Source organism: Corynebacterium ureicelerivorans, assembly GCF_000747315.1.
In the GTDB taxonomy this organism is placed as follows: Bacteria; Actinomycetota; Actinomycetes; order Mycobacteriales; family Mycobacteriaceae; genus Corynebacterium; species Corynebacterium mucifaciens.
Genome location: NZ_CP009215.1, coordinates 2,034,465 through 2,050,866 on the forward strand (window position 1 = coordinate 2,034,465; position 16,402 = coordinate 2,050,866).

The window sequence follows — 16,402 nt, forward strand, 5'->3', positions numbered from 1 at the left end:
CATGACCACCCCGAACACCCCAAACAACCCCGACAACCCGGCGAACCCGACCACCGGCGAGACTCCGGACCTTGCGCCGCTGGCCCAGGACCTGATCAAGCGCGAGGCTCCGGACGCGGAGCTGCACGCACTGCTGGCCGAGCTGGAAGAGACCGCAGAGGAGCTGCGCACGGAGCTGGAGGCCCGCCAGGGCGACCGCACCCAGCTGGAGCACGAGCAGGCCAAGACCCGCCGCAAGATCAACCCGCACGTCACCCCGGAGCAGGAGGAAGAGCTGAAGCACTTCCCCGAGTACTGGGCGAACTCGAAGGGTTCCTGGAGCAACCTGTTCAAGCTGCTGCGCGAGCTGCGCGCCGAGATGCGGGAGGGAAAGGGAAATGCGTAACCGCCTTACACTCACCGCCGCCGCGCTCACCGCAGTGGCCATGACCGTCGCCGGCTGCGGTTCCGAGGGCACCACCCCGGACGCAGACGCCATCCGCATCACCGGCTCCTCCACCGTCGAGCCGATTACCTCCTACATGGCAAACCGCTACGACTTCAACGTGGACATCGAAGCCGTCGGCTCCACCGACGGCTTCGACGCCTTCTGCGCCGGCGACGCCGACATCAACGACGCGTCCGTGGCAATCCCTGGCGCCGGCACTGAGGTGGATTACCAAAAGCAGTGCGCCGACAACGGCGTGACCTTCGTGGAACTGCCCATCGCGCTCGACGCCATCACCCTGGTCAAGCACCGGGACAACGACTGGGCGCAGGACCTCACCATCGAGCAACTGCACGACATCTGGGCGAAGGATTCCGCCGTGTCCAAGTGGTCCGACATCGACCCTTCCTGGCCGGACGAGGAGATCACGCTGTACGGCCGTCCGTCCGGCTCCGGCACCTTGGGCGTGTTTGAGCAGCTCGTGCTCGGCGGCGATCAGATCCGCGACGACTACCAGGCCACCGACGACGTCCAGGAACTGTCCGGCTGGGTCGCCGACGACGTCAACGCGTTGAGCTTCATGGGCATCGGCAACTACCTGTCCACCGAGGACCCCACTCGCAGCCGCATCGACAACGTGCTGGTGGACGGGGTGGCCCCCACGGCGGAGGAGACGAAGAACGGCAACTACCCGCTGTCGCGCCCGCTGTTCATCTACGTCAACGAGGAATCCGCCAAGCGCGACGACGTCGACGAGTTTGTCACCACCTACCTGGACAACGTGGAGGCGGTGCTGCCGCGCGTGTACTTCTACCAGTTGCCGGAAAGCGAGTACACCGATGCGAAGCAGCGCTACGAGGACCGCGTAACCGGCGCCGATGAGCGCTGGCAGTAAGTAGGATCAGGCACATGACGACTGAAAACGAAGGCCTGTACACCAGCACCGACAACGCGACTGATCCCAACGCCACCGAAGCCGGCAAGGACGGCGCGAACAACCCGAACCAGAGCATGGACACCCTGCCGCTCGGCGAGGGCGTGCGCACCGTTGAGGAAGCTGAGCACCACGAGGAAGGCGCGCGCTGGAACGACGGCAACTTGCCGCGCCACGAAAATAAGAACGAAAGCGCCAACGACAGCCGCGAGCAGGAGCGCTAACCGCTCGCCCACCTTTCGCCCCGGCCGTGCGATCACGGCCGGGGCGTTACTATTAGCTACGTGAGCACCCCGTACGGCAATTTCAGGATCAGCGACCAGGAACGCATGCAGGCCATGGACACCCTCGGCGGTGCCCTCGGCGAGGGCCGTCTCAACATGGCGGAGTTCGACGAGCGTTGCCGCCGGGTGGCCGAGGCGCAGACGCACGCGGACCTCGCGCCGATTCTGGCGGATCTGCCGCCGCAGCCCGCCGCCGGTGCCGTGGCGCAGCGGAACGCGGACGCCGGCGACGTGTTCTACAGCGGCCGCGAGATCATGCAGACGCGGCGTTCCGGGCGGCGCATGCGCGCCGGTGTGTTCTGGCTGGGCACCGTGGGCGCGCTGGGGTTGACTGCGCTGCACCCGATCTTTCTGCTCGCCATTCCCACCTTGTTCATCCTGCTGTACGTGATGAAGGTGGGCCCGGACTCGTGGTACACCCCGAGCCTGCGACAGCTTGAGTCGCAGCGCCGCCAGGAGATCAAGATGCGGCAGCTGGAAATCGAGTCGGCGAAGGCGCACCAGCAGGCGCTCATGCGCTCCCAGCGCAAGGACCAGATGAACCAGCTCAAGTCCGATGCGCTCGACGCGGCGCAAAACACCCTAAACCGTTTCCGCAAACCCTAAACGCGCCTACAGTGGTGTGGCATGAGCGAGCCACTAAAGGAGCACCGCCACTTCGACCAGGCGGAGAAGCTAAAAAACGTGTTCTACGACATCCGCGGGCCGGTGACGGCGACGGCGGAGAAGATGGAGCGCGACGGCCACACCATTTTGAAGCTGAACACGGGCAACCCCGCCATCTTCGGCTTCGAGGCGCCGGATGTGATCATGCGCGACATGATTGCCAATTTGCCCACGTCCCAGGGCTACACCACGTCCAAGGGCATCACGTCCGCACGCCGCGCTGTGGTCACGCGCTACGAGATGATCGACGACTTCCCCTCGATCGACATCGACGACGTGTACCTGGGCAACGGCGTGTCCGAGCTGATCAGCATGACCACGCAGGCCCTGCTCAACGATGGCGACGAGATCCTCATCCCTGCCCCCGACTACCCGCTGTGGACCGCGGCCTCCACCCTGGCGGGCGGCAAGGTCGTGCACTACATGTGCGACGAGGAGGACGATTGGAACCCGTCTCTCGAGGACATCCGCTCCAAGATCACCGACCGCACCAAAGCGATCGTGGTGATCAACCCGAATAACCCCACCGGTGCGGTGTACTCGCGCGAGGTGCTCGAGGGCATCGCAAACATCGCCCGCGAGCATGAGCTCATGGTGCTCGCCGACGAGATCTACGATCGCGTGCTTTACGACGGCGCTTCGCACGTCTCCATGGCCGAAATCGCCCCCGACCTCATCTGCATCACTTTCAACGGCCTGTCCAAGGCGTACCGCGTGTGCGGCTACCGCGCCGGCTGGATGGTGGTCACCGGGCCGAAGCGCCGCGCCACCGGCTTCATCGAGGGCCTAGACCTGCTCAGCGGTACGCGCCTGTGCGCAAACGTGCCGGGCCAGCACGCCATCCAGGTGGCCCTGGGCGGCCGCCAATCCATTTACCAGCTCACTGCCGAGGGCGGGCGCCTGCACAAGCAGCGCGACATTGCGGTGAAGAAGCTGCGCGAGATCCCGGGCGTCTCCGTTGTGGAGCCGAAGGGCGCGCTGTACTGCTTCCCCAAAATCGACGCCGAGATGTACAACATCCACGACGACGAGAAGTTCATGCTGGACCTGCTCAAGTCAGAGAAGATCCTCATGGTTCAGGGCACCGGCTTCAACTACCCCACCCCGGACCACTTCCGCGTGGTCACGCTGCCGTGGGCGTCCCAGCTAGAAAACGCGATTGAGCGCCTGGGCAACTTCCTGGTGGACTACCACCAGCACTAGGGGCACAATCGCCCAGCAGCCGCAACGGGTGGCGCTAGTTGTCGCCCAGGCTGCGCCCCAGCGCGCGGAGCTGCCAGCCGGCGTTTCGCCACTCGGCGACAGGGAGGACGTTTCGTCCGTCGATAAGCACCTGCCTCTCGACGAGCTTCGCCGCCCACACCGGATCCATCTCCTTGAACTCCTGCCACTCCGTAGCGAGGATGACCAGCTCGGCGCCGGTGAGCGCATCCTCCAGCGAGGCGGCGTAGTCGAGGGTGGGGAACACCTTGCGTGCGTTGTTCATGCCCTGCGGGTCGTACACGCGCACGGACGCGCCGGCGAGGCTGAGCTGCCCGGCCACGGCGAGAGCCGGCGAGTCGCGCACGTCGTCCGAGTTCGGCTTGAACGACGCGCCCAGCACGGTGATGTTGCGGCCGATGAGCGAGCCGAGCTCCTCGCGGGCAAGATCGATCACCCGCTGGCGGCGGCGCATGTTGATCGCGTCCACCTCGCGCAGGAACGTCAGCGCCTGGTCCGCGCCGACCTCGCCGGCGCGCGCCATGAACGCGCGGATGTCCTTGGGCAGGCACCCGCCGCCGAAGCCGAGGCCGGCGCCCAAGAACTTGCGGCCGATGCGGTCGTCGTAGCCGATGGCATCCGCCAGCTGGGTCACGTCCGCGCCGACGATCTCGCAGACCTCGCTGACGGCGTTAATGAAGGAGATCTTGGTGGCCAAGAACGCGTTGGCGGAAACTTTCACCAGCTCCGCGGTCTGCAGATCCGTCACGATGAACGGGGTGTTGTTGGCCAGCGGGGTCGCGTACACCTCGCGGGCAACGGCCTCGGCTGTGGTGTTGTTTGCGCGGGTTCCCAAGACGATGCGGTCCGGCTCGATGGTGTCTTTGACCGCGTAGCCTTCGCGCAGGAACTCCGGGTTCCACGCGATCTCCACGGTTGCCTTGTTGCCGTGCGCTGCCGCCAGCTTGTCGGCGCGCTCCTGCAACGCCGCGGCGGTGCCGACGGGGACGGTGGACTTACCCAGGATGAGGTGCTCGCCCTCGAGCTGGGGCACCAGGTCGTCGATAACCGCTTCGACGTAGCGGGTGTCAGCCGCGTAGGAGCCGCGCTGCTGCGGGGTGCCCACGCCGATGAAGTGCACGCCTGCGAAGGCGGCGGCCTCGGCGTAGTTCGTCGTGAAGCTGAGGCGACCTGCGTCGATGTTGCGCTCGAGGACCTCGGGCAGGCCCGGCTCGTAGAACGGCACCTTCGAGTTTTTCAGCGCCTCGATCTTGTGTTCATCAACATCTACGCCCAGCACCTTGTGGCCGAGTTCAGCCATGCACGCCGCGTGCGTCGCGCCGAGGTAACCGGTACCAATCACAGTCATCCGCATAAGAGACCATTATGCCGTGGGAGGGCGGGCGCGGCAGCGCGGAGGGCGGGCTGGAAGGCTGCGAATCTGCTAGTTGCCCCGGCCGCCATGTGGGGGGAACTAGCAGATCAGGTTGCTGTTGAACATGGGTTTCAACACGACCAGCAGAAACGCCTACGCGGACGCGTGATCTGCTAGTAACGGTGCGGAACGAACTAGCACATTCGCGGGGAATTCAGACCCGGTGACGGCCGGAGGTGACGTCGACAGGCGCACGCCCCTACTGGAAGTTCAGGTACGCCTTCGAGGGGGTCGGGCCGCGCTGGCCCTGGTACTTCGAGCCGAGCGTGCCGGAGCCGTACGGGGTGTCCGCGGGCGAGGTCATCTTGAACAGGGCGAGCTGGCCGACCTTCATGCCCGGCCACAGGGTGATGGGCAGGTTGGCCACGTTGGACAGTTCGAGGGTGATGTGGCCGGAAAAGCCCGGGTCGATGAACCCGGCAGTGGAGTGGGTAACCAGGCCGAGACGGCCGAGGGAGGATTTACCCTCGAGGCGGCCGGCCAGGTCGGCGGGAAGGGAGAAGCACTCCAGGGTGGAGGCGAGCACGAACTCGCCGGGGTGGAGGACGAAGGCGTCGCCCTCCGGCACCTCGACGAGCGTGGTCAGATCCGGCATCTCCTGCTTCGGGTCGATGTGCGTGTACTTCGAGTTGTTGAAAACCCGGAAAAACTTATCAATTCGCACGTCGATCGAACTCGGCTGGATCAGCTCTGCGTCGAACGGGTCGATGCCGAGGTGGCCTGAGTCGATGGCGTCGCGGATGTCGTGATCTGAAAGCAGCACGGACGCGAGTGTACTTCCCCGTTTTTGGAGACCTCTTCCGTGGTGCTAAAGTTATCCGAGCTGCCGGCGTAGTTTAGTGGTAGAACATCAGCTTCCCAAGCTGAGAGTGCGAGTTCGATTCTCGTCGCCGGCTCTCTAGATCGGCGCCCTGCGACTTACGTAAGTTGCAGGGCGCTTTTGTGCGTATATTGCGTGCGGCCCACGTACGAAAGGACCTTCACATGAACCGCACCGCCCCACTACTGGCGACCTGCGTCCTTCCGCTGACCTTGGTCGGCTGCGGGGAGACTGGATCAACTGTTGTCACAGAGTCGGTGACTCTAACCACCACCACGACGGTGACAACAACGGCGTCTTCCACAACCCCCTCCCCTGCGGTTGAGTACTCGACTGCACCAGCGCAGCAGACTGAGCCAGTCGCAGTGACGGGGCAGTCTGCCTCTCAGGAGCAGCCCTATGTTGTCGAATGCCTCGAAGGCACCCCCGGGCCAGCACTGTGGTCTGACGGAACGGTGGAGTACTCCGAAGATTGTTTCCAACAACTTGGCGGCCCCGCATACATGGAGGCTGAGCGGCAGTCTGGCTTGCACTCGGGTGGCGCCGCGGTTACCGGTTATGGGTATGCACCCAATGGTGCGCGCAACCCGTCGTCCGGCGAACTCCAGACGCAGTGGGGCTGCGAGCAAGGGACAGTGAACGACCCCGATTTATGCGCTGCGGTTGAGAGCGTCATCCGGGCCGCTGACCCAGACGGGACAACGTACCCGTAGCACCTCAACAGTGATTGCAGTGCTACGCGTGGCTGCAGGGGCCGATCGGGCGGGATGAGACGACGCTGACCGGGTATCCGTGGCCGTTGAACTCGCCTCGTAGCACCGGCCACTTGCGGTTGTAGTGCTTGGCGTTGGCGAGGCGCTCCGGGTCGTGGTTGTAGCAGGTGTACACGCCGTCCTCGGTGGAAAAGATCAGCTTGGTGCCGTCGTGCTCAATGATGGTGATGGGCAACCAGTCCTCCTTGGGGCCGTTGCCGGCGCGCAGGACCGGAATCCAGTGGGCCTTGTGCCCGTCAGCGATCAGGTCACACTTGTCGGGGCCGCACGGGATGCGTTCCGCGGGCGGCTCCGGCAGGGGGACGACGGTGCCGTTAGCGTCGCGGACGGCAGCCTCGATGGCGGAGTATTCGAGCTTCGGCCCGGTGTGGCCCACGAAATCAAAGGCCTCCATAGGCGAGGCGAATTCCGCGGTGACGGTCTCACCTGTGCCGTCGAGCCTGAACGTGACGGTGTTGACATTGAGGCTGCCGAGGGTGGCTTGAACCCAGTCATCGGCGACGTCGAAGGGGTTGGACATTTCGGGCATGTCGGAAGACATGGTTGATCTCCTTTGAGAATCGCTCTTCCGGCGCGGCGGTTGCGCGTGCCGGCGGATCTTCTCCCGGGGGCACCGTGCGCGATGTGCGCGGTTGCCAGCCGACGAGCCGGAAGGCTTCGCCCCACCGGAGTGGGGCCGTCGGACTTCGTGATCCACAAAGGACAATAACAGACCGCTTTGTCTACCGCGAGGGAGGGCCGGAGGACGTCGAGAAGCAATATGCTCGACGTAATGAAACTCAGCAGCGCGATGATGTCACTAGCAGCCGGTTACGGGGCAGTGCGCGGGCTGCAAAACCGCCCGCCGCTGCCCTTCAACGACCGGAAGTTCACGCCCTCCTACCCCACGCCCGTGCTGTACATCCACGGCATCAACTCCCGCACGGCGGCGTTTGAGGCGAACGCGCAGCGGCTCAAACGGCAAGGGTTTTGGGTGTGGGGGTACGACTACGGCGACATGACAGCGCCGGGATTTTTCGGCGCAGGCGACCTCAACTCCATCGTCGGCGACGTGGAGGACCACGTGGCCCGGGTGCTGCGCAAGACCGGTGCGACGCAGGTGGACATTGTGGCGCATTCGCAGGGTGCGCTGATGACCAAGCTGTTTATCGCGCGCGGCGGGGCCGAGACGGTGCGGCGCGTGGTGGCGATGGGCGGTAACTTCCACGGCACCGACTTCCGGGGGCTTGCGGGGCGCATGGGCGAGGTCGCGGCGAGGCACCCGCACCTCACTGCGCTTTTCGCGCCGGGGGCGGCGCAACAGCTAGTCGGCTCCGAGTGGCTCCGCGAGTACGCCAGCGGGCCCGACACCGCCCCCGGCATCGTGTACACCTCCATTTACTCCCCCACGGACGCGGTGGTCACGCCCGCGGCTGCGTCGACGCTGGTGGCCGGCGGGGGCGCCGACGTTGCCAACATCGACTCCGCGCGGTGGTACGACGGCTACGCGCCGATGCACTCCCTCATGCCGCGCGACCCGCTATACGCGGAGCTCACCGTGTGGGGGTTGCTGCGAGAAGTGGGCGATCACGTGCCGCCGCAGCTCGACGGGCTCGCGTAACTCGCGCGTAGCCTGGGGCGGCATGAAAACATCTTTTGTCCTGCTCGGCGGTACGAGCGATCTTGCTATGCGGCTTCTCCTCCCCGGCTTGGGCGAGTACGTCCGAGCGAGCGGCGCGGATGTCGAGGTCCTCGGCGCCGGGCGCGACAAGGTTGACGGGTACCAAGACCAGGTGCGCGAGGCAGGCGCGGATGTCGCCGCCCGCTACTTCGCCGTCGATGCTACCTCGAGCGAGGATGTGCAGAAGCTTCTCGACGCAACCTCCGGCGACCGCACCGTCATGTACATGGCCCTCGCACCGGCGGTGGCCGTGAAGGTAGTGGACGCGCTGCGCGACGTGCGCCTGCCCGAAGACATTGTCATTGCGATGGAAAAGCCCTACGGCAACTCCGCGGACGAGGCGGACGCGCTGGACGAGGCGCTGCGCGCGGTTGTGAGCGAGGAGCAGATTTACCGCGTGGACCACTTCCTCTCTGAGCCCGCGGTGAACCGCGCGGCACTGGAGGTCTCGGCGAACGGTGGGTTGGAACGCATCGAGTTCGTCTACGAGGAGTCGCTGGCATTGGAGGGGCGCGCCGAGTTCTACGACTCGACGGGCGCCGCTAGGGACATGGTGCAATCCCACATGCTGCAGTCGGCGGCCAGGATCCTGGCGGGCAGCGCTTCCCCGGAGGCGTCGCTGGAAGCACTGGAATCGTTGAAGGTGCGGCCGGACAGCGTCCGCAGGGCGCGCTACGAGGGCTACACCGAGGAGGACGGGGTTGACCCGGCGAACGACACCGAGACGCTGGTGCAGCTCGAGCTCGACGCGGTCTCCGGGGTTTCGGTGCTGCTGCGCACCGGCAAGGCGTTTGCTAAGGACCGTAAGTTCCTGCGGCTGGCGTTCGCGGGCGGCGTGGAGCGCGAGCTGGAGCTTTACGACGGCCCGCTCTCCCCGTACGGCACCGTCATCCGGGGCTTGTTCGAGGGCGATCGCTCCGTGAGCGTTCCCGCCGGAGGCGCGCAGGCGGGGTGGCGCGCCATGCAACCGGTGCTCGAGGCGATGGCGGATACCGCAATGGAGGAGTACGCCAAGGGATCCACCGGCCCGGGTGGGTGGGAGTAGCGCGCGCTAGCTGCAGCGCACGATTGGCTGCGGGTCGTAGACCGTGGTCCGCGTCTCGCGGCTGAGCTCGTTGCCCGCCAGGTCGTAGATGACGCGGGTGTCCGAGGTGGTGAAGCCCGGTGTGCCTGACGACGGCACGCAGCTAGAGCCCGGCACGCTCATCGGCTCCGGCGCCGTCTCCGCCCAGCGGCCGCCGTTGATGGAATCGACGGTGACGGTCTTGACACCCATCAGGCTGACGGTCACCTCGCCGCCCCCGACGCTGGTGGCGATGCGCACCGGGTAGGGGCTGTCGTTCCTGAACTGCAGATCGATCGCGCCCTCGTACACGGTGGCCTCGCGCCCGGCCGGGTAGCGGGAGATGTAGTAGGAGTGCGGGGTGTGCGCGACATCCGTCATGCCGGCGAAGTACGAGGCGTTGTACAAGGTGGTGGCGAACTGGGAGATGCCGCCGCCGACCGCGGTGTCCGCGTGCCCGTCCAGGATGATGCCGGACTCCACGTAGCCCTGTGCGGTGCCGCGCGGGCCGGTGTAGCCGTTGAGGGAAAACGTCTCGCCCGGGTTCACAATGGCCCCGTTGACGGTGCTGGCCACCAACGCAATGTTGGTGCCGGACGCGCCTGAGTAGCCACCGGTGGTGAACGATCCCACCACGTCGTTGAACGTGGCGTTTTCCGCCTGCGCGGTGGTGAATCGCGCTGGCACGTCCTTGTACACCGCATCCCACTCGCGGGGCTTAGCGCCCAGCACACGTTCGTTAAAGCCGTCCATGGTCGCGTCCCAGTCCACCACGGAGCCGTTCACGGAGGGCTCAACCCCGCCGCCTTCGAGCACCCGGGCGTTCTGGCCCTCCACCTCAGTCTGCGCGAGCTGCTCGTCGAGGATGGCTCGGGCGGCGTCCTGGTTCACGCTCGGCGTGATACGGCCGTCCACCACGGGGAACTGCACGATCTCCCCGAGGCGGTCCTGCGGCACCGCGGCCGCGAACTCATCCTTGCCGGTGACGGTGACCGGGCCGTCCAGGGCCGCCCGGACGGGACCATCGAGCGCGGCCTGCATCGCGGCCTCGTCGACGGCGGGCTGCACCTGCGTCGGCTCGACCTCCACGCCGTCCGGGTTGAGCCAGCCGGTGGTGACCTCGTCGCGCAGTGCGGCGCGCTCCACGTCCTGGCCAGGCTTCGGGTCTTGCGTTTCGGCCTGGTCACCTTCGACGCGGATGACGCCGTCGGCGGGGTCCACGTGCAGCTCGCCGACCAGCCGGTCCAGCTGGTGGTTCAGCGCGACATCGTCCACGGTGGGCACGACGTCCACCTCACGGGTGGTAAACAGCCTGCGCAGTCGCTCGACCGGGTTGGCGGACGCGATGCCGGCGGCGTCCACGGTCGCGTCGAAATCGATGCCTAGGCCGGATTGCGCGGGAACGAACTCGGCGCGCTGCTCCCCCGCTCGCACCATGACGGCCTCGTCGGCGGTGCCGCCAAGCTCCGCCTTTAGCTTCTCCTTCGCGTCCGCCGGTGCCATCGCGCCGATGTTGACGCCGCCGACGTGCGTGCCGCGGGGCACGTTGCCGCGGTGCATAGCCAAATCAGCCAGGTACAGCGCCAAGACGACCGCAAGGATGCCTAAAAAGGTGCCGAGCGCGATCTTGCTGCCGCGCCCCATCCCGCGTGGCCCGCCAGACGGGGCACCCGCACGGCCTTTCCTCTGCGAGGTTGCCTTCACCGTAGTCACCCGAACAACAGTATCGGAGATGCGCAGCACCGCATACCCTGGCCACGGCTTTATTGCCTAGACGGTCGCCTACACACCCGTGTCGATGAACTGCTGCTGCACACGCGCGGCCGCCTCGTCCACCCGCGCCTCCGGGATGTAGCCGTTGTGCACGCACCACACGACGTGGTCGATGATGCCGGCGACGTCCGCACCGGACGACCACAGCGCCTGGTCTGCACCCGAGCCAATTGCCCTGGCCACGGCGTCGTGGGTGGGCGCGTAGTCCAGGATGCCGCGCATGCCCGACAGGTCGTCGGTGACTACGACACCCTCGAACGGCACCCCGCCCGGGTAGTCGCCGGTGCGCAGCAGGCGGTAGGCCTCCGGGTTCATGGAGCTGGGTACCCCGTCGGCGCCCAGGCCGGGCACGATCATGTGGCCCATCATCACGCTGGCCTGCGGGAACTGCTCGAGCAGCGGGCCGTACGGCTTGAGGTCCAGCGCCTTGAGATCCCCCAGCGGCGGCGTGAGCGCAAGTTGGTGGTGCGTGTCCCCGGAGGCGCGACCGTGGCCGGGGAAGTGTTTGAAGGTGGGCGTTACACCGGCGTCGATGAGGCCCTGGGAAAACAGGCCCGCGATACGCACGACCTCCTCGGGGTCGCCATTGAAGGAGCGGTCGCCCACGATGTCCAGCGCCGCGACGTCCAAGTCAAGCAGGGGCGCGTAATCCACGTTGATGCCGTGCGCGCGCAGCGAGCTGCCGATGTCGTAGCCGGTTCCGCGGATCACCTCCGGCGGCTGCCCGGCCAGCGCCCGCGGCGGCATGAAATCGCCCAGCACCTGGGTGTGGCGCTGCACGCGCCCGCCCTCGAAGTCGATGGCCACGCTGAACGGCCGGTCGTACTGCTCGCGCAACGCGTTGATGTTGCGGCCGTCTTCTGTCAGCAGCGCCGGGTCCGCCCAGCTCGGGATGATCAGCGCGCCGACGCCCTGGTCCAGCGCGGTGCGCGCCTGGTCGTAGTTGGACACGCCCACCACCATGAGGGAGGCCACCTTCTCCCGCAGGTCGGCCGGCACGCGTTGCTGCGCGGCGGAGAGCGTCGGGGAGGCTTGGGTGGGGGTTGTGGTCGTGGCCTGCGTCTCGACGTCCTCACGGTCCACCGCCGCAGTCTCTGGCGCCGGCGAGTGCTCTTCGGCGGGTTCTGACGGGGATGAGCACCCGGCGACGCTGAACGTCGAGAGGCACGCGAGCGCGACCGCTGCCGCACCTGCCCGAACCCGCATGTGGTCGCCCCTTTACCGCCGTTTCAAACCACCGTCACTGTACCTGCCGCTGGTACGCTTCTCCGACATGTCCCACCGAGTGCTCACGTTGCCGGCATCGCTCGCCCGTCGCGCCACCGCGCCTGTTCTGGCCAGCACCGTCGTGGGCGTGGTGCTCGGCGTGGTGGGGGTGCTCGGCATCGCCGCGGTTTCTGGGCAGTCCACGGTGCCGGAGGGCTCGGCCGTGTCGGCGGATGAGGCGGTGCTGGGCGGGCCGGAGTACGGCTCGAGGAAGTAGGCGCTGGTGCGGGCGATGCGCGCGCACATCGGGGGCTGGCTGTCGCTCCTGCTCGTTGTTCTCGCGCAGCCACCCGGCCAGGTCGCGGCGGACACGAAGTTCGACCTGGTAGCGGACCCGTTCCGGTTTCTTAAGCGCGCCACGCGGGCGTACACCGACGAGTTCCCCTTAGGCCAGGTGCAAAACCAGGCGTACGGCTACCTCTTCCCCCAGGGGCCGTTCTTCCTGGTCGGGCACCTGCTGCACGTTCCCGACTGGCTGGTGCAGCGCGCGTGGTGGCTGCTCCTGTTGTGTCTGGCGTACTCCGGCACGCTCGCCTTGGCGCGGCGAATCGGTATCCGGGGCACGTTCCCGCAGGTCCTCGCCGCTGGGTGTTACGCGCTGAGCCCGCGCATCCTGACCACGCTCACCGCCATCTCGTCCGAGGCGTGGCCGGTGGCGCTGGTGCCGTGGACGCTGATCCCGCTGACGCGCCGCACCCCGCGGGTGGCGCCGGCGGTGGTGGCGGTGGCGTGCATGGGTGCGGTCAACGCTACCGCCACCATCGCCGCCTGCCTGCCCGCATTCGTCCTGCTTGTGGCCCGGCGGGCCTACGCCGCGGCCGGCAGGTTCACGCTCGGCGCTGCGGCGGTGTCCGCGTGGTGGATCGGGCCGCTGCTGGTGTTGGGGCGGTACTCGCCGCCGTTCACTGACTTCATCGAGTCCGCCGGCGTGACCACCGCGTGGCTCAACCCGGTGGAGATCCTGCGGGGCACGACCAGCTGGACGCCGTTTGTGGATACCGAGCGCGCCGCCGGCCACCTGCTGGTCGCCGAACCTGCGTTTGTCATCGCCACCTGCCTTGTCGCCGCCTTCGGCCTCGCGGGCCTCGCGCGCCGGGACATGCCGTGGCGCGGGCCGTGGCTTGCGGTGTTCGCGGTGGGCTTCTGGGTGCTCGGTTCCGCGCACATGGCGACCTCGCTGTACGACGGCACTCTCGCCCCCTTCCGTAACCTGCACAAATTCGACCCGCTGGTTCACCTGCCACTCGCGTTGGGCGCCGGGCACGTGGCCGCGAAGGTGAACCGGCCGAAGGCGGTGGGCGTCGCCCTCGCCGCGGCGGTGGCCGTGGCGCCGGCGTGGTCGCTGCGCCTGCTGCCGGAGGGCACGTGGCACGAGGTATCCGACGACTGGGTCGCCGCCGGCCAGTGGCTGGATACGCACGCGGCCGGCACCCGCACCCTCGTGGTGCCGCCGGCGTCGTTTGCCCGGCAGACCTGGGGCTGGACGCGCGACGAGCCCATCCAGGCCCTCACCGGATCCCGCTTCGCGTTCCGGGACGCGGTGCCCCTGGTGGATCCGGAGGCGATTCGGGGGTTGGAGGGGCAGGCGGAGCTCGTCGATAGGCACGCCCTGCGCGCCATCGGCGTGGGCGCTGTGGTGGTGCGGCGCGACCTGGAGCAGCAGCCGCGCACGCCGAACCTGGGCGAGCCGGACGCGAGCTTCGGCGAGGTGGACATCTTCCTGCTCGACCCGGACGCGGACGTGATGGAGACGGACCGCGAACCGGTCGCCGTAGACGGCGGCGGCGAGGTCCTGCCCTTGCTGTGGCGCGAGCTGGGGTACTTCCCGGCGCGCCTGGCCGACGGGGACGCGGATATCGTCACCGACACCCCGGCGCTTGCGGTGCGCAACTACGGCACCATCGACGGCCAGTCCGGCCACCTCGCCGCCGAGTGGGAGGACGCCACGGTGCGCAACCGGGTGAAGGATTACCCCTCGGCGGGCTCCCGCACCGGGGTGGCGATGGATGGGTTCGCCCGCGCGTCGTCGTCGGCCGCGGATGCCGGCGCGTTCGGCGGGCCGGATCCGTCGAAGTCGCTCACCGCCGCCTTCGACGGGCTTGAGGAAACCGCGTGGTGGCCCGCCCCCGGCGACGCGGACGCGTGGATCGAGTTCCAGTCCCAGCAGGACACCGTCACGGTCACGGCAACCGCGGACACCACGGTGCGGTTGTGCGACGGCAACCGCAGGTGCCGCACCGTCACCCTGGTCAAAGACCAGCCGCGCAGACTCACCCGCGGCGACGCCACCATCCTCCAACTCACCGAACCGGTGGGCATCCGCGAGCTCGACGTCGGCGTGCGCCGCGTCGTAGAGGTGGACGGGACCGCGGACCGCTACTTCTTCCAGCGCCACTTCCCCGACAACACCGTGATCCAGCGCCGCTTCACCACCGCCGAGGACGCCACATGGCAGCTCACCCGCCCCGCCACCATCGACGGCGAGCGCCGCGTGGGCAGCGTCTTCCTGCCCGCCGGCACCCACGAGCTGTTCACCCGCGCCGACACCGTGATGCTCTCGCGCGCGCCGCTGCCCAACCAGACCGGAGACCGGCTCATTGTGACTACCCGCGCGTTCAACGAGGGCTTGCGCGCCGCCCTCGGCGGCACCGAACTCGAGCCCGTGCGTATCGACGCCGGCGCCCAAGCCTTCCGCGTCCCCGAGGGCGCGCACGGCGAGTTCCGGATGCGCTTCGCCGGCGACGGCGCGTACCGCTACTCGCTGATCTTCGGCGGGGCGTTCAGCCTGCTTGTGCTCGCCTGGTGCCTGTGGGTGCCGTGGCGGCGCGAAGACGCCGATCCATGGAACCCGCCCACCGCGGCAAACTGGGCCCCGACCGTCGCCGTGGTGGCCGCGTTCCCGTTCGAGGGCCTCGCCGCCGCGGTACTCGCGTGGGTGGTGCGCCGCTTCACGGTCCTACCCATGCACCGGGTCGCGGCCGCCACCATGGCGGTCGCCGGCCTCGTGCTCGCGCGCGCCCCGTGGCCGGCGGCCAACTACGCGGGCTCCTCCACCTTCCTCATGGTCGCCGGCTGCTTCGCGGTGGCCTGCCTGACCAGCCGCGCGCCGGGCACCTCCACCAACTCGTAGGACATGTACGCCACCGCGGTGCTGGCCAGCGCGGTGGCTGCGTACACCAGCAGGAAGTGCCCGGAGAACACCTGCACGCCGAGTACCGGAAACACGAAGTACAGCACCGCCATGTGCCACAAAAACACCGAATACGACCAGCGTCCCAGCGTGCGCATCACCGGCGACGACAGCACCGTGCCGCGCTCGCGCTGCCCCAGCGCGTACGGCGCCACCACCAGCGCCGCGAACACCGCGCCGAGCAGCACCCGCACGTTGAACTCCGCGGGCGACGGGTGCTCCAGCCCGCGCGGGCCGATCACGCCCGCCACCCACGCCACCGGCAGCGCCAGCACTGGAAACGGCCAGCGCGGGCCGGCGTAGCGCACGCGAGCGCGCTCCAGCTCCGCCAGCACCAGCCCGACGGCGAACCACGGCGCGTAGGACGGCGGCCAGATCTGCACGTTCAGCACCGCCGGGTCGGAAATCCCGCTCACCGCCCAGGGCCACGCCAGACCAAGCGCCACCGAACCCGCCAGCGCCGCACGGCGCCCCCGCCCGTCCAGCCTGAGGTACAGCGGCAGGACCACGTAGAAGGCGGCTTCGATGCACAGCGACCACATTTGCGTCAGCCCGTCGATAAGCGAATGCGGCACGTAGACCTGCACCAGCATGAGGTTCGCCGCCGCCTGGCCCCACGTGACCCCCGCGAGCGGCGGCAGTGCGAGCAGCACCACCGCCACACACACCACGTACGCCGGCGCAAGGCGGGCCAGGCGCCGCGAGTAATACCCCTCGCGCAGCCCGCCGCGCGCCAGCAGAAACGCCGACAGCGCGAAGAACACCGCCACGAAGTAGTCGAAGCGCTCCAGCACCGCCGAGCCGGTCGCGGTCTGGAACGCCACGTGGGTGGCCACGATGCCGTACGCGGCCACGGCACGCAGTCCGTCGAGCTCGGGCAAAATGGCGGGTCTGTTCACGATGGCGCAAGT

General features: G+C 67.9%; 15 protein-coding genes, 1 tRNA gene and 1 riboswitch. Of the genes, 10 read left to right on the forward strand and 6 right to left on the reverse strand.

What is annotated here, in order from left to right; all coding sequences use genetic code 11:
- The first annotated feature begins 1 nt into the window (after position 1).
- The 5 genes from CUREI_RS10025 to CUREI_RS10045 are packed head-to-tail and all read left to right on the forward strand — an operon-like array spanning position 2 to position 3,514.
- On the forward strand, positions 2 to 385 hold the full coding sequence (locus tag CUREI_RS10025) for a hypothetical protein (protein WP_038613179.1): 384 nt from the start codon (positions 2 to 4) through the stop codon (positions 383 to 385).
- Positions 378 to 1,322: a substrate-binding domain-containing protein gene (locus CUREI_RS10030; RefSeq protein ID WP_051952338.1), complete on the forward strand. Its 945-nt coding sequence runs from the start codon at positions 378 to 380 to the stop codon at positions 1,320 to 1,322. Before CUREI_RS10025 ends, CUREI_RS10030 begins: the two co-directional genes overlap by 8 nt.
- Positions 1,323 to 1,336: 14 nt before the next feature.
- Positions 1,337 to 1,585 (forward strand): hypothetical protein, encoded by a 249-nt coding sequence (locus CUREI_RS10035; protein ID WP_038613181.1) that lies wholly within the window; start codon positions 1,337 to 1,339, stop codon positions 1,583 to 1,585.
- A gap of 60 nt (positions 1,586 to 1,645) precedes the next feature.
- Positions 1,646 to 2,251 carry a DUF1707 SHOCT-like domain-containing protein gene (locus CUREI_RS10040; protein ID WP_038613182.1) on the forward strand — a complete coding sequence of 202 codons (606 nt, stop codon included), beginning with the start codon at positions 1,646 to 1,648 and terminating at the stop codon, positions 2,249 to 2,251.
- Between the two features lie 21 nt (positions 2,252 to 2,272).
- Positions 2,273 to 3,514, forward strand: a complete 1,242-nt coding sequence (locus CUREI_RS10045) for a pyridoxal phosphate-dependent aminotransferase (protein WP_038613184.1) — start codon at positions 2,273 to 2,275, stop codon at positions 3,512 to 3,514.
- Between the two features lie 34 nt (positions 3,515 to 3,548).
- Here the strand turns inward: CUREI_RS10045 and CUREI_RS10050 are convergent, their stop codons facing one another.
- Both CUREI_RS10050 and dcd read right to left on the reverse strand, forming a co-directional pair.
- Positions 3,549 to 4,886: a UDP-glucose dehydrogenase family protein gene (locus CUREI_RS10050; RefSeq protein ID WP_038613185.1), complete on the reverse strand. Its 1,338-nt coding sequence runs from the start codon at positions 4,884 to 4,886 to the stop codon at positions 3,549 to 3,551.
- Between the two features lie 259 nt (positions 4,887 to 5,145).
- Complete coding sequence (gene dcd / locus CUREI_RS10055) at positions 5,146 to 5,709, reverse strand: dCTP deaminase (protein WP_038613187.1); 564 nt, start codon at positions 5,707 to 5,709, stop codon at positions 5,146 to 5,148.
- 62 nt (positions 5,710 to 5,771) lie between these two features.
- Here dcd and CUREI_RS10060 point away from each other — a divergent pair.
- Positions 5,772 to 5,842: transfer RNA gene (locus CUREI_RS10060), tRNA-Gly, on the forward strand.
- A 659-nt stretch (positions 5,843 to 6,501) separates the two neighbouring features.
- On the opposite strand, the gene CUREI_RS10065 is transcribed toward CUREI_RS10060, so the two are convergent.
- On the reverse strand, positions 6,502 to 7,080 hold the full coding sequence (locus tag CUREI_RS10065) for a hypothetical protein (protein ID WP_038613189.1): 579 nt from the start codon (positions 7,078 to 7,080) through the stop codon (positions 6,502 to 6,504).
- A 16-nt stretch (positions 7,081 to 7,096) separates the two neighbouring features.
- A riboswitch (SAM riboswitch) is annotated at positions 7,097 to 7,233 on the reverse strand.
- Between the two features lie 78 nt (positions 7,234 to 7,311).
- Between CUREI_RS10065 and CUREI_RS10070 the strand changes: the two genes are divergently transcribed.
- Positions 7,312 to 8,139 carry an esterase/lipase family protein gene (locus CUREI_RS10070; protein ID WP_084768322.1) on the forward strand — a complete coding sequence of 276 codons (828 nt, stop codon included), beginning with the start codon at positions 7,312 to 7,314 and terminating at the stop codon, positions 8,137 to 8,139.
- A gap of 22 nt (positions 8,140 to 8,161) precedes the next feature.
- Complete coding sequence (locus CUREI_RS10075) at positions 8,162 to 9,244, forward strand: hypothetical protein (protein ID WP_084768324.1); 1,083 nt, start codon at positions 8,162 to 8,164, stop codon at positions 9,242 to 9,244.
- 6 nt (positions 9,245 to 9,250) lie between these two features.
- Here the strand turns inward: CUREI_RS10075 and CUREI_RS10080 are convergent, their stop codons facing one another.
- Both CUREI_RS10080 and CUREI_RS10085 read right to left on the reverse strand, forming a co-directional pair.
- Entirely contained in the window at positions 9,251 to 10,906 is a 1,656-nt protein-coding gene (locus CUREI_RS10080; protein ID WP_051952339.1) for a VanW family protein, read from the reverse strand.
- 138 nt (positions 10,907 to 11,044) lie between these two features.
- A complete protein-coding gene (locus CUREI_RS10085; protein WP_038613193.1) occupies positions 11,045 to 12,241 on the reverse strand; it encodes a glycoside hydrolase family 3 N-terminal domain-containing protein in 1,197 nt (398 codons plus the stop codon).
- A 67-nt stretch (positions 12,242 to 12,308) separates the two neighbouring features.
- Between CUREI_RS10085 and CUREI_RS10090 the strand changes: the two genes are divergently transcribed.
- Positions 12,309 to 12,518, forward strand: a complete 210-nt coding sequence (locus tag CUREI_RS10090; protein ID WP_038614419.1) for a DUF2613 family protein — start codon at positions 12,309 to 12,311, stop codon at positions 12,516 to 12,518.
- A 15-nt stretch (positions 12,519 to 12,533) separates the two neighbouring features.
- On the forward strand, positions 12,534 to 15,431 hold the full coding sequence (locus tag CUREI_RS10095; RefSeq protein ID WP_038613195.1) for an alpha-(1->3)-arabinofuranosyltransferase domain-containing protein: 2,898 nt from the start codon (positions 12,534 to 12,536) through the stop codon (positions 15,429 to 15,431).
- On the opposite strand, the gene CUREI_RS12055 is transcribed toward CUREI_RS10095, so the two are convergent.
- Positions 15,338 to 16,390 (reverse strand): acyltransferase family protein, encoded by a 1,053-nt coding sequence (locus CUREI_RS12055; protein ID WP_236627190.1) that lies wholly within the window; start codon positions 16,388 to 16,390, stop codon positions 15,338 to 15,340. The two genes, CUREI_RS10095 and CUREI_RS12055, sit on opposite strands and share 94 nt — an antisense overlap.
- Positions 16,391 to 16,402: the final 12 nt, after the last annotated feature.